This window comes from Ensifer sesbaniae (assembly GCF_013283665.1).
In the GTDB taxonomy this organism is placed as follows: Bacteria; Pseudomonadota; Alphaproteobacteria; order Rhizobiales; family Rhizobiaceae; genus Ensifer; species Ensifer sesbaniae.
Genome location: NZ_JABEKU010000002.1, coordinates 156,844 through 170,445, shown reverse-complemented (window position 1 = coordinate 170,445; position 13,602 = coordinate 156,844). Strand labels below are relative to the sequence as shown.

The 13,602-nt window shown below is 61.7% G+C and carries 14 protein-coding genes; 9 read left to right on the top strand and 5 right to left on the bottom strand.

What is annotated here, in order from left to right:
* Window positions 1–118: 118 nt before the first annotated feature.
* Window positions 119–727 carry a pentapeptide repeat-containing protein gene (locus BHMPCIPO_RS18570; protein ID WP_210266603.1) on the bottom strand — a complete coding sequence of 203 codons (609 nt, stop codon included), beginning with the start codon at window positions 725–727 and terminating at the stop codon, window positions 119–121.
* A 167-nt stretch (window positions 728–894) separates the two neighbouring features.
* Entirely contained in the window at window positions 895–1,104 is a 210-nt protein-coding gene (locus BHMPCIPO_RS18565; protein ID WP_173518327.1) for a dodecin, read from the bottom strand.
* Window positions 1,105–1,606: 502 nt separating this feature from the next.
* On the opposite strand from BHMPCIPO_RS18565, the gene BHMPCIPO_RS18560 reads away from it, so the two are divergent.
* A complete protein-coding gene (locus BHMPCIPO_RS18560) occupies window positions 1,607–1,909 on the top strand; it encodes a hypothetical protein (protein WP_173518326.1) in 303 nt (100 codons plus the stop codon).
* A gap of 4 nt (window positions 1,910–1,913) precedes the next feature.
* Here the strand turns inward: BHMPCIPO_RS18560 and BHMPCIPO_RS18555 are convergent, their stop codons facing one another.
* A complete protein-coding gene (locus tag BHMPCIPO_RS18555) occupies window positions 1,914–2,585 on the bottom strand; it encodes a 5-formyltetrahydrofolate cyclo-ligase (RefSeq protein ID WP_173520092.1) in 672 nt (223 codons plus the stop codon).
* 122 nt (window positions 2,586–2,707) lie between these two features.
* On the opposite strand from BHMPCIPO_RS18555, the gene BHMPCIPO_RS18550 reads away from it, so the two are divergent.
* Both BHMPCIPO_RS18550 and BHMPCIPO_RS18545 read left to right on the top strand, forming a co-directional pair.
* Window positions 2,708–3,586, top strand: coding sequence for a LysR family transcriptional regulator (locus BHMPCIPO_RS18550; protein WP_173518325.1), 879 nt, complete (start codon window positions 2,708–2,710; stop codon window positions 3,584–3,586).
* Between the two features lie 38 nt (window positions 3,587–3,624).
* The gene (locus BHMPCIPO_RS18545) at window positions 3,625–4,746 is read left to right on the top strand and encodes an HPP family protein (RefSeq protein ID WP_173518324.1); all 1,122 of its coding nucleotides are present in this window, start codon (window positions 3,625–3,627) and stop codon (window positions 4,744–4,746) included.
* A gap of 63 nt (window positions 4,747–4,809) precedes the next feature.
* Here the strand turns inward: BHMPCIPO_RS18545 and BHMPCIPO_RS18540 are convergent, their stop codons facing one another.
* On the bottom strand, window positions 4,810–5,067 hold the full coding sequence (locus BHMPCIPO_RS18540; RefSeq protein WP_173518323.1) for a DUF6894 family protein: 258 nt from the start codon (window positions 5,065–5,067) through the stop codon (window positions 4,810–4,812).
* A gap of 430 nt (window positions 5,068–5,497) precedes the next feature.
* Here BHMPCIPO_RS18540 and ric point away from each other — a divergent pair, with 430 nt between their 5' ends.
* From ric to BHMPCIPO_RS18520, 4 genes are all read left to right on the top strand, one after another.
* Window positions 5,498–6,169, top strand: a complete 672-nt coding sequence (ric, locus tag BHMPCIPO_RS18535) for an iron-sulfur cluster repair di-iron protein (protein WP_173518322.1) — start codon at window positions 5,498–5,500, stop codon at window positions 6,167–6,169.
* On the top strand, window positions 6,169–7,329 hold the full coding sequence (locus BHMPCIPO_RS18530) for an NnrS family protein (RefSeq protein ID WP_173518321.1): 1,161 nt from the start codon (window positions 6,169–6,171) through the stop codon (window positions 7,327–7,329). Before ric ends, BHMPCIPO_RS18530 begins: the two co-directional genes overlap by 1 nt.
* A 160-nt stretch (window positions 7,330–7,489) precedes the next feature.
* Window positions 7,490–9,811: a PBP1A family penicillin-binding protein gene (locus tag BHMPCIPO_RS18525; RefSeq protein ID WP_173518320.1), complete on the top strand. Its 2,322-nt coding sequence runs from the start codon at window positions 7,490–7,492 to the stop codon at window positions 9,809–9,811.
* 160 nt (window positions 9,812–9,971) lie between these two features.
* Window positions 9,972–10,625, top strand: coding sequence for a glutathione S-transferase family protein (locus BHMPCIPO_RS18520; protein WP_173518319.1), 654 nt, complete (start codon window positions 9,972–9,974; stop codon window positions 10,623–10,625).
* A 123-nt stretch (window positions 10,626–10,748) separates the two neighbouring features.
* Here the strand turns inward: BHMPCIPO_RS18520 and BHMPCIPO_RS18515 are convergent, their stop codons facing one another.
* Window positions 10,749–10,958 carry a CsbD family protein gene (locus BHMPCIPO_RS18515; protein ID WP_173518318.1) on the bottom strand — a complete coding sequence of 70 codons (210 nt, stop codon included), beginning with the start codon at window positions 10,956–10,958 and terminating at the stop codon, window positions 10,749–10,751.
* A 530-nt stretch (window positions 10,959–11,488) separates the two neighbouring features.
* On the opposite strand from BHMPCIPO_RS18515, the gene BHMPCIPO_RS18510 reads away from it, so the two are divergent.
* The gene (locus BHMPCIPO_RS18510) at window positions 11,489–12,946 is read left to right on the top strand and encodes a sensor histidine kinase (protein ID WP_246304463.1); all 1,458 of its coding nucleotides are present in this window, start codon (window positions 11,489–11,491) and stop codon (window positions 12,944–12,946) included.
* On the top strand, window positions 12,943–13,551 hold the full coding sequence (locus BHMPCIPO_RS18505; RefSeq protein WP_173518316.1) for a response regulator transcription factor: 609 nt from the start codon (window positions 12,943–12,945) through the stop codon (window positions 13,549–13,551). The genes BHMPCIPO_RS18510 and BHMPCIPO_RS18505 overlap by 4 nt, the downstream gene beginning before the upstream one ends.
* Window positions 13,552–13,602: the final 51 nt, after the last annotated feature.

Below are 13,602 nucleotides of genomic sequence, written 5' to 3'. Positions count from 1 at the left end.
GCGGACCTCGGTGGACGTAGGTCGCTTGGTATCCAGACGGAGGCCTCGTGCGTTGCGATCGGCTGATTTTTCTCGGTCGTCCCAGAAGCCGGTCGATGTATCCGCCTGTGGGGAGGGTTCATTTCCGCCGGACGTCGAGGCCCAGCGCCTCGGCGATGGTGATGGTCTGGTCGATCGTGATGATCGCGTCCTTGAGGTGGACGTTTTCCGGCTCGATTGCACTGAGGTCGCTGCCCCTGAGGTCACAGGCCGTGAAATCTACGCCGTGCAGCCAGGCGCCGGAGAGGTCGACGTCTCTTAGCGAACCGCCCTTGCAGGAGGCGCCGGTAAGGTCTGCTTCCCGCAAGCGAGTTTCCTTGAAAGACGCACGGCCGAGAGCGGCGCCGGGCAAGCCGACGAAGGACCAATCGCCGCCAGCGACCTGCATCTGGTCGAAGTCGCAAACGTCGAACATGCTGCCGACGAACTTGCATTCACTGAAACGGCTGTTGAAGAATTTGCAGGACACGAAGGTGCAATTCACGAAGGCACCTGCCTGATGCGACGAGGCATTGAAACGCGCGCGCCGGAAGGTGCATTCGTGGAAGACGATGCCAACGGTCTGGGCCTCGGTCAGATCGAGATCGACGAACGAGGTGTTCTGATGACGCTCGCGATCGATCTGCCGGCCATACCAGCCGGCGCCGGCAATCGGCGGCGCTTCGCCATATCGTCGTTCAGCCGTCATCATCCATCCGCCGCGCAGCTTCTGCTGCGAAAGCCTGCTGTTTCGTCGCCGCGCGCCCGATGATCAGGGACGCCGTCAACGATCTCGCTTCACGCAAGCGCCCATAAACTATTCACTTCCTAGGGTCGATGGTGTGACGAAAGCGCCGGAGATCAACCCGCCGCGCGTCAGTCGTCAATCCGGAACCCGACCTTCATGACCACCTGGTAGTGCTCCACTTCGCCATCCTTGATGTGGCCCCGAATCTGATCGACCTCGAACCATTCGAGATTTCTCATGGTTTTCGAAGCCCGCGCGATCGCCGTTTTGATCGCCTCCGTGACGGAAGACTTCGAACTGCCGACAAGTTCTACCTTCTTGTAGACATGGTCACTCATGACACCCTCCCGGTTGCCTCTGGAAGCTACCACCAAGCCTACAACCAAATCACGAAAACATCACCTCAATAGCCGGAATAGAGCGCCTTTCAGCGCTGGATCACCAGCTCGCGTGGACCGGTTGCCAATTGCCAATCAGCGGCGATGCATTCTGGCCGGTCCTCCAACTTGCGCTTATCTGCTTATCGCCTGACTTTCACGGACGATGCCCCACGCATCGATAGGCGCCGACGCACGTCGGGCCGCGGGCATCGGCGATCGTTGCTTCGCATGTCCGTGGGCCCCGAGAGCGAACGTGACTTGAAGGCAGATCTTGCCCAGGCTTTCGCCATCACGTGATTTTGCACAAGGAACGAGCAACTGCCTATTGCCCGCTGGTTTTTCCCGCAGATCGGGCGTCCCGTACGCGGAAAATACGGCACCGTTCCAGATGGCCCAACTCTTGCTTCACACCATCTGAAACATCCAACCAAGGGATTGTCGGATGATGTGGAGTGGGTTGTTGCTGTCGCTGCTGCTGAGTGTTTCGATGGCTTTCAGTCTGACGGAACTCAGTTTCGTGCGGAATGACAGTGGCCCGCAGTCGCACGGCGATGCGGTGCGGGTGACGCTTGCAATGTCAGCCGGATTGACTGCCTTGGGACTGGCTTTCAGTCATCAGGGACCGTCTTTGGCTGTGATGGCGGTCGTTACTGGCATAGGGCTTTCGTGGCTCGCGGCACGGCTCGCCTCACGGACGGTTGCTCTTGCCATAGCCGTCCTGTCGCTCGGCTTCTATCTGCAGTTCGCGAATTCCCACCATTGAACCGTTAGCCAAGGGGTGGTGAAGGTGTTCGCTCTTCGGTCACGATCGCATCCATAGCGATGTCGTGCCATTGCGGTCTTATGCTTTCCATCCTTTGCTGCTCGAACCCAACACCGATCACGAATGGCTTCGGTTGCAACACGGCAAGCGTGCGGTCGTAATAGCCGCCGCCATAGCCCAGGCGATAGCCGCCCTCATCGAAACCGACGACCGGTGCGATGACGATGGTCGGTTGAACATCCCGGCCCTTTGCCGGAATTGGGATCCCCCAGACGCCTCTCTCGAGTTCCTCCCCGGCGCGCCAGGATCGAAAGCCGAGGGGTGTCGCCTTGGCGAGCACCACTGGAAGCGCGCACTCTGCCCCTCGCGCAATGAGCGTGTTCATCCAGCCGCGTAGATCCGGCTCGCCGCGGAACGGCCAATACAGAGAAACCGTTTCGCCACGAACGTCGGGCAGAAGCTTGTCGAGCGCACTGATAATGGCGTCCGTGCTTGCAGACCGTTCTCTCGTGGGAATGCCCTGCCGTGCGGGTATCAGCCTTCTTCGCTCCTGCTCGCGCCATTCGGCCGTCGAGATGATCCCTGGAAGATCGAGGCCCATATAGGCCGGATCTACCTCATGCATCAGGCACGGCGGCGACGAAAAGCGCGGCGGAATATCGTCCTCTTCAGGCATGCTCACGATCGATTGCCTTTCTCCGTTTCCAGGAATGTTTCGAACGCAGTTTCACGAGGTCACCTTGATTATCGTTTCCCGTTCGAGAACAATAAAGCGGCTTCATTCCCTTCGCAGATAAAATGGACTTCACGACCCTCGAGATTTTCCTACTGGTGGCCGAACGCACCAGCGTAACCCGCGCCGCCACGGATATCGGCCGCGCGCCATCCAACGTGACCAATCGTATTCGGGCACTGGAGGAGGAGCTGGGCGTCAGCCTGTTCAATCGCGACGGCAAGAAGATGACGCTGACGCGCGAGGGGCGACTTTTTCGTTCCTATGCCTCCCGATTGGTCGCGCTTTGTGACGAAGCGCGCAACGCGCTCAAACCGACCTCGATGCCAGACGTCTTGCGGCTGGGCAGCATGGAGAGTACCGCCGCCAGCCGCTTGCCGCCGGTTCTGCAGTTGATCACCCGGGCGCACCCGAATTTGGCGCTGAGGCTCACGATGGGGTCGACGGAGGAACTGACCCGCGCCGTGCTCGCTGAAGAAATCGACTGTGCCCTGATCGCGCGTTTGCCAGGCGACATCGCCATCTCGCGACCTGATCTGCTCGATGAGCTCGACGGCGATCCGATCTATCGCGAGGACGTATTGATCGTCTTGCCCGGATCTCATCCGCCAATCAAGACCGCCCTCGACGTGCGCGTCAATTGGCTGGCCGCGTTAGAACCGGGATGCACGTACCGCCGTATTGCGGAACAGTGGGCGCGTCCCTCCGCGACGATCGCAACGAAGGAGGTTTCCTCCTACCACGCGATGCTGGCGAGCGTTGCGGCAGGTGACGCGATCGGTGTAGTACCACGGTCCGTATTCGAGCTCATGGACTGGCCCGGCGAAGCTCAAACCCATTCGTTGCGAGAAATTCAGACGCTACTCGTCTATCGCAAGGGGGCCTGCTCCCCTGCGATCGAAATCCTGCGCCGCGAATTGCTCGACGACGCGGGCGTCCACTAAAAAATAGAACCTACGCACGGCCAATCACAGGTGACTGCATGACCAACTCGCCCAGCCCCGCATCCCAGCAACCGCCGGGCCGCCGCTTCTTTGCGCCGATCCTGGCGGGTGCGACGTTGAGGGAACGCTTGATTGCGTGTCTCGGGGCGCTGGTTGGTATCCTTCTGACAGGCATGATCAGCGGCAGCATCTTCGGCGGCGGCGCCAGTCTCCCGTTGATCGTCGCGCCGATGGGCGCATCCGCGGTTCTGCTGTTTGCGGTTCCCGCCAGCCCGCTTGCCCAGCCGTGGTCGATTGTCGGCGGCAACACGATCTCTGCCTTCGTCGGTGTCCTGTCGACGATGTTCGTGCCGGATCCGCTGATTGCAACCGGTATCGCCGTGGCGGTCGCGATTGCGGTGATGTCCTTCACCCGCTGCCTGCATCCGCCCGGCGGCGCTGCCGCATTGACAGCGGTGCTTGGCGGACCCGTGGTGGCGAATTGGGGCCTCCTGTTCCCGTTGGTGCCCGTCGCGCTCAATTCGTGTCTCCTGGTCGCCCTCGGGATCCTGTTTCACAAGCTGGCGAGGCGAAACTACCCGCATGTCGTCGCCCCGCCGGCAAACACGCACGCGACGATTGACCCGCCCGCCAGCCGCCGGGTCGGCTTTACCGGCGCAGACGTCGATGCCGCGCTCGAGGCTTTGGACGAAACATTTGACATCAGCCGGGAGGACCTTGATCGGGTGCTGCGCCAAGTGGAATTGCAGGCGGCAATTCGGGCGACACCGCACATTCTGTGCCGGGATATCATGTCGCGCGACGTCATCTGCGTCCATCAGGACGACAGCAGCGAGGCTGCACGCTCGTTGCTTCTCAAACACAATATCCGGACGATCCCGGTGATGGATGGGAATGAGAGGCTTGTCGGCACGGTCGGCCTGAGGGAGCTGACCGAGCCCGGCGCCACCGTCGGCAGCAACGTTGCGACACCTGTCGTTGCGCGCCAAGACGACCGGGCGATGAGTTTGCTCCCTGCGCTGACCAGCGGAGCAATTCACGCGGTCATCATAGTCGATGAGGACCATCATGTGCTGGGACTGATTTCGCAGACGGATCTGCTGGCGGCGGCGGCGCGGACGTTGTTCGATCATAACTCAGGCCGCGAACGGGCTGCTTAACCCTTACCGCCCACCGGATCAATCCGGCATGAGCGTCCCGAGATTGCCGAGATCAACAAGGGTTCAGTGCAGCGAAGCCTGTCGTGTCGCTTGCCTCACATGATGTATCAACGGCGTTTCCCTCGATATCAGTCGCGCAACCAGGCGCCCCGACGCCGTGATCACATCGATGACGGCGTCGTGATAGTCGTCGTCCTTGGCCAATTCATCGACAAGTCTTTGACCATAGGCAACTGCGGGTCCGTCTGACGGGTATTTCCGGCCAACTTCGTCGTGGCTGACGACGCCTGCTGCATAGATATTGAACAGATAGCGGCGCATGATATTCCACTCCGTACGGGATGCCGCGCCGGCGCTTGCCATACCAAAGGAACCAAAGGCGCTATAAGCGGCATTGCAGGGTTTGAAATGACCCAGCAACTTACCGCGACCTCGTCTTCTTGTCGCGTGACGCGAGCGTGACATTTACTCTGCGTTAAGCATCGCCAGCGTGGCCGCAACGGCGCGACGTCGACCTGCTCCTCATCAGCGCCGAGATGCACACCTGATCCTGACTGTTTGCGCAGGCACAAAGACGAAGATCCCTCCCTCGCCTAATCAGGGGCGATCTCTGCGCCGCACGGCGACCCGGCAGCTGTCGCTGCCGGAAGGGGCCGATACACGTTGCCTGCAATCCCAGACGGTTTCGATGCATCCGGTTCGACCAAGCGTCGCTCGAATTCGTCAGCAAACGTCCAACAAGGAACCGATGATGACCATTCTCAACCTCGAAAGCACAGTCGCAACGATCGCTGCCGAATTGCCGGGGGCCGCGGAACTGTTCCGCCGTTACGGCATCAGCTTTTGTTGCGGCGGCAAGATGTTGTTTTCGGAAGCCGCACTCAAGGCCGGTCTTGCCCCTTCGGCGCTGCTTTCAGAGCTGGAAACGCTTGAGCGGGCGGCAAATCGAGATGCACCGGAGGAGACCGCCGACCTTATTGCTCATCTCCTCCACAGATACCACCAGACGCACCGCGCAGAGCTTGCATGGTTGATCCCGCTCGCCCAGAAAGTGGAACGAGTGCACGGCGGCCATCCGTCGGCGCCGGTCGGGCTTTCTCAGGCACTGGAAGCGCTCCGGGACGAGCTCGAAAGCCACATGATGAAGGAAGAACTCGTCCTGTTCCCGATGATGCAGCGTGGCGATAGCACGACGATTTCCTATCCGATCGCACAGATGCGTCGCGAGCATGATGACGAAGTGGAGCATCTGCGAACGATCGAGCATGTCACCCACGGTCTTTCGTTGCCGGAAGGCGCCTGTGGTTCGTGGACGGCGCTCTATACCGGCTTGCGCAAGCTCACCGACGACCTCGTTACCCATATGCATCTCGAAAATGCCGTGCTGTTTCCCCGCTTCGAGGCCGGGCCCCAGACGGTTTGATGATCACGGCGCCAAAGGCGTGGACAGCGATCTGGCAGGCTCCGCACCGGTCCCTGTTTTTTCTGGCAGGCCTATGGGCGCTTGTCGCACCTGCGGTCTGGCTTCTGCCGGAGGGCGTTCAGCCGGACGAAGTTGCCTGGCATCGCCAAGAGCTGCTCTTCGGCATGGCTGGGGCGGCGGCAGGCGGTTACCTGTTGACCGCCCTGCCGGCCTGGACGAAGAAGGGCCCGGTCTCCCCCGGCGTCACCATGTTCGCGATCGTTCTGTGGTGCGTGGCCCGCCTAACGACGGCCTTGTCTCAGCACCTGCCGGCCGTCGTTATCGCGATCGGCGCATCCGCCTACTTCGTATTTGTCGCGGCAGTTCTCGCTCACGGGATTGCGTCGAGCAGAACGGGACGCCGCATCTGGGCACCCTTTGCCATTGTGCTAATCGGCTTGCTCAGCCTGCTGTGGCTTGACGGAGAGGCGAGCTATCTTGCCGCAGACTCAGTGCCGCGGGTTTTCCTCGTTTTGATCATCCTGATCGGCGGCCGCGCCGTGCCCGCTTTCACGCATTCCTGGATCGCTCGATTCAATATCGGAGATCGCATTCGCAACCAGCCCAAACTTTCCTACCTGGCGATCGGCGGCATAATTTCCGCGGCCGGGTTCAGTGCTGCCAAGCAAGCGAATGCGGAGGGCATTGCCCTCGTGCTGTCCGGCTTGGCGCTGGTGCTGCAGATGAGCGGCTGGCCATGCCTCAGGGTCCCTCGCTACCCGGCGCTGTTCATTCTACATCTGGCTTTTGCCTGGACGCCGGCAGCCCTCCTGCTCACCGGGCTCGCAATCATATTTCCGGACCAGCTTCCAGTTGCGGCCGCGCTGCATTCGGCGACCATGGGGGCAATGGGAACAATGATGGCGGCCGTCATGATGCGAGCCGCCATGGCGCGGGACGGAGGTATGCTCTTGCTCAGCCGGACGATGGCGTGCGCCTTCGCCCTTATCTGTGTCGCGACGATGGTACGCGTTCTGGCCGGCTGGATCGGCGGCGCCTATTTCGATCCCATTGTCGCCGCGGCGGCATCCTGGATGCTGCCGGCGCTAAGCGGTCCTGTTCCGAGACCAGTCCTAAGCGCTGACGGCGCGCGACTGCCGTTAGCCGTACCCAAACGATAGGCGCCTCCCGCGGGTACGCCGTGGGGCAGCGCGATTGGGCGTGCACGGTAATCTCAGCCGTCGCAATCGCCGGCATGCCGGCCTATTTCACAACGCATCGTGAACATTGTCAGGCCACAAGGTCGCGCTAGATTCTGAAAAATTCTATTAGCGGTAACCGATGCCACGCCCTCCCGAAACCTCCCCCCAGAATATCAATAACCCAAGTGCGGGGATCGATCGCCCGGAAGGCCCCGAATTGACCGCCCCGCATCGCGAACCGCAGATTTCGGCTTCAGGCCCGTCAGACGGGGTCAGCCAATCCACTGCAACGCCGCCGCCCCGCAGATTGTTCAGCCAAAGCAGTCTGGCGGTCCAACATCTTCTCCATGCGCTCGGCCATGATTTGCAGGCGACTTCGACCTTGGCCGGTGCAAAGGCCAAGCATGCGGCTTCACATTTGAGAATGAAATTCAGGCCTTCGGATGGAGACGCGGCCGCATCAACGATCGATGGTTCCCGTGGGTGGTTCATGACTGCCTTGGCCAAGATCGGGAGCCGGGTTCGCGCCCTGCGTGAAAGGCGATCCGAAGATCGCGGCGCCACCTTCGCCAGGTCAAGTCGGTGGAAGGTTGCCATGGGCGTGGCCCTCCTTGCCTGTCTTCTGCTTCCGGGAAGCGTGCTCGTCTGGGCATTGAAGGATGTTCCCTGGAGTGAGATCAGGGACGGTAACTTGAAGCCTATCGTGGTGCTGGAAACGGCGGACGGAGGACCACTGGTGAGACAGGGGCCCTATCAAGGACCTTATGCTCAGTACGGTGAATTCCCCCCACAGCTGATCGATGCGGTCCTGTCAATTGAAGACCGCCGGTTCATGGATCATTTCGGCATCGATCTCAGAGGGATCGGACGGGCGCTCGTGCGGAATTTCGAAGCGGGTTCGGTGGTAGAGGGCGGCAGCACCATCACCCAGCAGCTCATCAAGCTGCAATATCTCGACAGCGACCGAACGATAAAACGGAAAATACAGGAGTTCGTAATCGCGCTTTGGCTGGAGTGGAAGCTCGGCAAGCAGGAAATTCTGACGCGCTACCTCAACAGCGCCTATCTCGGCGCCGGCGCAACCGGCATGCCTGCAGCCGCGCGGATCTATTTCAACAAGGATATTGGCGCTCTCGACCTGGCGGAATCGGCGATGCTGGCGGGGTTGCTGCGGGCGCCGAGCCAATGGAACCCGATCGACAATTTCGAAGGCGCCCGGCAACGCACCTCAGTCGTCCTCGACACGATGGTGGCCAATGGCAAGATCACCGCGCCCGAAGCTGCACAACTCAAGGCGAGTTTCGCGACGATCCACCCGACGACGCCGACGCCACGCTCGGGAAGCTGGTTCGCGGACTGGATCTCGCCGCAGGCGAGCGAAATCGCCGGCGCATCGCCGGGTTCGACCACGGTGCGCACGACACTGTCCCCACAACTGCAACGGATCGCCGAAAGGGTCCTGGCAAACGCCTTGGACACGGAAGGAAAAGCTGTTGGGGCATCCCAGGCCGCGTTGGTTGCGATGACGCCTGACGGCGCGGTCGTCGCCATGGTCGGCGGTCGCGACTACAAGCAGAGCCAGTTCAATCGCGCGGTAACCGCGATGAGGCAGCCGGGCTCCACCTTCAAGCTGTTCGTCTACTATGCTGCCCTGAAGGCTGGGTTCACCTTGTTTGACCAGATCCTGGACGCACCGATCGACATCAATGGCTGGTCGCCGGACAATTCCGGTGGGCGCTATCGCGGCTGGGTGACACTTGCCGAAGCCTTCGCCCGGTCGCTGAATGCACCGGCGGTGGCGCTTGCCCAGGAGGTCGGGCTCGACAATGTGATCGCCGCTGCGCGCGAACTCGGAATCAACACACCGCTTGCCAACACACCGTCCCTGGCACTCGGCACATCGGAGGTCAGCTTGCTTGACCTGACGAGTGCCTATGCGTCCGTCCATCTCGGTAAGGCACCCGTCAAGCCCTGGGGTATCATCGATTTTCAGGCGGCGGGACAGCCGAAGGCGTTTCGGGTTGGCGCGCCAGCCGCGCCGGCCACAGATCTTTCCGCCTATCAGCCGGATCTTCTGGGCCTTCTGCAGTTGGTGGTCGAGCGCGGAACTGGACGTGGAGCCGATCCCGGCACGTTTGCGGCCGGCAAGACCGGCACCAGCCAAAACAATCGCGACGCCTGGTTCATCGGCTTCACCGAGCCGCTCGTTGCCGGCGTATGGGTTGGCAATGACGACGACGCACCGATGAAAGGGGTTACGGGCGGCGCCTTGCCGGCGCATATTTGGCGAGATTTCATGAGGGAAGCGATGGCGGCGCCGGCGGCAGGCGCGCTTGTCGGCGACCAGGCCACGCCACAGTCCTGCAATATCACGGCCTGCTCGCGCAGCTATCGTTCGTTCCGGCCGTCGGACTGCACCTACCAGCCCTATTATGGCGGGCGGCGGCTCTGCGAAAAGTGAGCCTCCTGTCTGGTGGCGTGAACCAGCAACGGCAAGGACTTCCTCGCTTCCGGATTGGGAGTAGTAACAGACGCGTCGTTGTGAGAGTGATTTTCGCACGGAGTGTCGGAACCTTGTTGCGCCAGTCGTCTTCCAGACGGACAAGCCAGGGAGGATCACGATGCCTATCACGATTACCGCCTTTGAACGGTCGCCCGACCGCGGCAGAGGTTTGGCGCGCGACATGCGCGTTCGCTGGGCACTCGAAGAAGTTGGCCAGCCCTACGAGGTTCGCCTGCTCTCATTCAAGGCGATGAAGGAACCGGCGCATCTTGCGCTTCACCCCTTTGGGCAGATTCCGACCTATGAGGACGGCGAACTTACCCTGTTCGAATCCGGCGCGATCGTGTTCCACATTGCAGAGCACCACGAGGGCCTGCTGCCAGACGATGCCAATGCCAGGGCGCGCGCAATCACATGGATGTTTGCCGCACTCAACACGATGGAACCACCGATCCTCGATCGCGAGGTTACCAAGCTGCTCGAACGCGGCCAGAGCTGGTATGAGCAGCGATTGTCGGCCGTCGAGGAGCGCATCCGCAAGCGTCTGGGCGAGCTTTCCAACCGGCTTGGTGATCGCGATTGGCTCGACGGGGAATTCAGCGCCGGTGATCTGCTGATGGTTTCGGTGCTGCTCAGATTGAAGGGTTCGGCCCTGCTGGACGAATTTCCGACCCTTTCCGCCTATGTGGCTCGCGGCGAAGCGCGGCCCGCATACAAGCGCGCCTTTGCCGCCCAACTGGCGGTCTTTCATGCCACGTCGGCTGGATCGTGACGGTTCGATCATGAAGGTCGGGGACGTGGACGCTGGCGGGGCCGGCCGCATCGTCATGCGAGTTGGCCGCCGGCGACCTGCGCCCCTAATGATAGCTGAGACAGTTTACGCGTGGTCTCGAGACTACCAGGTCCACGTCTGTCGCGAATACCAATCATCAATTTCCCGGCGCACGCGATCCTTCTCGATCCCATAGCGCTCCTGGATTTTGCCTTCGAGTTGATCGCGCACCCCGGCGATTTCATCCAGGTCGTCATCCGTGAGACGGCCCCATTGTTCCTTGACTTTGCCCTTCACCTGTTTCCAGTTACCTTCGACGCGATCCCAATCCATCATATCCTCCGAAACGCTCTCGGCTCTCTGACCATGTTCGATCCAGGTCAGTGTCCAATCGCCCCGGTCGCAATTGGTTCCCAGAGCCTTGGTGACAGGAAAACTCCGACTTAAGTCCGGTGTGCTCCGGCAAAGGTCCTAACGGCATTGTCGAATCTGAACGTCGCCGCCATTACTAGTTGAGCGTTAACCGCACCTTTGACGCTAGTGATCCCAGAGCGCGGCCCGCCAATCATTCCCGCGCTCTGGGGTCCGAATTGCCCCCGTACCCTACTGCGAAGGCTTACCAGCAGTTTTGCGCCTGGCGGCTCGTGACGGCGCTTGCTGTTCGACGGATTGACAGAGTGCATGTCAGCGGCGAGATGATCCAGGCGCGTACCGATCGCAGCTCGCCTGCGACCACCATCGCCCCTTGCTGAAGGCATAACGACAAGACTGCTGAACCGATGATGCACGGCAATCGTTCGATCTTCGAACGCCCCCTTACTCTGGTCGTCCTTTGGTGTCTCCTTCTGCTTGTCGGTGGAGGCATGCTTGCGGGCTGGGAACGGCAGGTGCTGGTGGCCGAGCTTGAGGAAGAGAGCACGCTCCTCCACAGCCTGGCTTCACAGCGTGTCGATCAGCACGATGCGCACCTGACGGCGCTGTCGGCCGTGGCTGTCGCCTCCGAGGGGCGGAGGCACGACCTTTTTCTGGAAGTCTCGCGCACGATCGCGCGCTTCTATCCGCGGATCGACGAGGTTCAGCTCGTTCCGCTGGATCCCAATGCGGAGACGGTCGGAACCGCCCCACTCGACGCAGGAGCGGCAGAGCTTGTGCGTGCGGCTGCACGAGCATCGGACGGACGCATCGCTCTCCTGCCCCATCCGCAACGCCCCGACCACTACATCATGATCAAGCGCAGCCCGAACACCGACGAGGCGCGCTATGGTTTGATGCTCGGTATAGATGCCGCAAAATTGATCGGCGACGGCGGGCCGTTCTGGTCTCGCCCGGGTGTGGCGGTGCGCCTGTCACTGCCCGACGGACATCGCCTGCTCCAGCCGACCGACCTGCCGGAGGCAATCCGGTTCTCAAGGGCGCTGAGCAGTTCATCGCAGCCGTTGCTGTTGGAAACGGGCAGGGAAATAGGTCTCGCGGACATGTTCCCGCCGGTGCAGACCGGCCTGACACTTGTTGGGGTCAGTCTCGCCTATCTCGCGGGTTTGGCGGCGCTGCGCCAGCGCGCACGTACGCGCGCCGCCGAACGGCTGGCGACGCTCAGCGCCCTGGAATCGCGCCTGGCACACGCCTCACGTGTCAACGCGCTCGGAGAAATGGCGAGCGGCATGGCGCATGAATTGACCCAGCCGCTGACCGCGATCCTGGCGCAGGCGCAGGCGGGGCGCCGGCTGCTCGGTCAACGGCAGGATGCCGCACTTGCTCCAGTGCTTGAGGATACGGTGAGCCAGGCGCGCCGGGCATCCGCCATACTGGAAAGGTTCCGCAACTGGTCGCAACCCCATGCAGCGCCGGTTGCTGCTTTCGACCTCCGTCAGGCGCTCGCAAATGTTGAAGCGCTGCTTCAACCGGATGCGAGATCGCGCGGAATTCAACTCGATTTTCAGGTTCCGGGAACGCCGGTTTCGGTCGTTGCCGACCCTGTCGAGATCGAGCAGGTCGCATTCAATCTCGTCCGTAACGCGCTTGAGGCATTGACCACACAGGCGGGCGACGCAGCGCGGGTAATCGTTACCTTGAGCGAGACCGACACCTCGGTGGTCTTCGAGGTCGCCGACAATGGCCCCGGAGTCCCGGGAACACTTCGGCCGCAGCTGTTCACGCCGTTCGTGACGACCCGGGCCGGTGGCACCGGACTCGGTCTGGCGCTGAGCCAGCGACTGGTGGAACGCGCCGGCGGCGAGATCGCGCTGGTTGAGAGCGAGCACGGCGCCATCTTCAGGGTAACGCTGCCCCGCCCCCACCGAACCGAGGAGCCGATGCGATGACCCTCCCCGTCTATCTCGTTGACGACGACGACGCGGTGCGTCGTGCGCTCAGCCTGTTGCTGTCGACCGTCGGCATCAAGGTCACTGGCTTTTCCGATCCGCAAGCCTTTCTGGCGCAGGTGTCTCGCCTCGACCCCGGCTGCCTGGTGCTCGATATCCGCATGCCCGCCATCTCCGGCCTGAAGCTGCAGGAAAAATTGGCGGACCATGGGATAGACTGGCCGACGATCGTTATCTCCGGGCACGGCGATATCGAAGCCTGCCGACGCGCCTTTCGCAATGGCGCGATCGATTTTCTCTCGAAGCCCGTGGACGAGCAGGACTTGATCGACGCAATTCACAAGGGCCACGAGCTGCTGGAGCGCTCGATGCGTGCGCATGCCGAGAAAGCGGAAACGCTCGCATTGTTGGCGGCGCTCACCCAGCGTGAGCGCGAAGTTCTCGACCGTATCGCTGCGGGATTCACCACCCGGCAGATCGCCGAAGGTCTTGGTCTTTCACCGCGCACGGTCGAAAGCCACCGAGCGGCGATCGGTGCCAAGCTCGGCAGCACGTCGCAGGCGGAGCTGACCCGCATCTGGCTCGATGGGACGAAAACTCCGTAGAACTACGGATAGACGCGCAAGGCCTACGAATATCCGCGATGGCCGAGGGGG

Bases quoted from the DNA above. Each gene is read 5' to 3' on its own strand.
- BHMPCIPO_RS18570 (WP_210266603.1), bottom strand. From the start codon at position 727: ATGACGGCTGAACGACGATATGGCGAAGCGCCGCCGATTGCCGGCGCC.
- BHMPCIPO_RS18530 (WP_173518321.1), top strand. From the start codon at position 6,169: ATGATCACGGCGCCAAAGGCGTGGACAGCGATCTGGCAGGCTCCGCAC.
- BHMPCIPO_RS18545 (WP_173518324.1), top strand. From the start codon at position 3,625: ATGACCAACTCGCCCAGCCCCGCATCCCAGCAACCGCCGGGCCGCCGC.
- BHMPCIPO_RS18525 (WP_173518320.1), top strand. From the start codon at position 7,490: ATGCCACGCCCTCCCGAAACCTCCCCCCAGAATATCAATAACCCAAGT.
- BHMPCIPO_RS18565 (WP_173518327.1), bottom strand. From the start codon at position 1,104: ATGAGTGACCATGTCTACAAGAAGGTAGAACTTGTCGGCAGTTCGAAG.
- BHMPCIPO_RS18510 (WP_246304463.1), top strand. From the start codon at position 11,489: ATGCTTGCGGGCTGGGAACGGCAGGTGCTGGTGGCCGAGCTTGAGGAA.
- BHMPCIPO_RS18520 (WP_173518319.1), top strand. From the start codon at position 9,972: ATGCCTATCACGATTACCGCCTTTGAACGGTCGCCCGACCGCGGCAGA.
- BHMPCIPO_RS18555 (WP_173520092.1), bottom strand. From the start codon at position 2,585: ATGCCTGAAGAGGACGATATTCCGCCGCGCTTTTCGTCGCCGCCGTGC.
- BHMPCIPO_RS18515 (WP_173518318.1), bottom strand. From the start codon at position 10,958: ATGGATTGGGATCGCGTCGAAGGTAACTGGAAACAGGTGAAGGGCAAA.
- BHMPCIPO_RS18540 (WP_173518323.1), bottom strand. From the start codon at position 5,067: ATGCGCCGCTATCTGTTCAATATCTATGCAGCAGGCGTCGTCAGCCAC.
- BHMPCIPO_RS18550 (WP_173518325.1), top strand. From the start codon at position 2,708: ATGGACTTCACGACCCTCGAGATTTTCCTACTGGTGGCCGAACGCACC.
- BHMPCIPO_RS18505 (WP_173518316.1), top strand. From the start codon at position 12,943: ATGACCCTCCCCGTCTATCTCGTTGACGACGACGACGCGGTGCGTCGT.
- ric (WP_173518322.1), top strand. From the start codon at position 5,498: ATGACCATTCTCAACCTCGAAAGCACAGTCGCAACGATCGCTGCCGAA.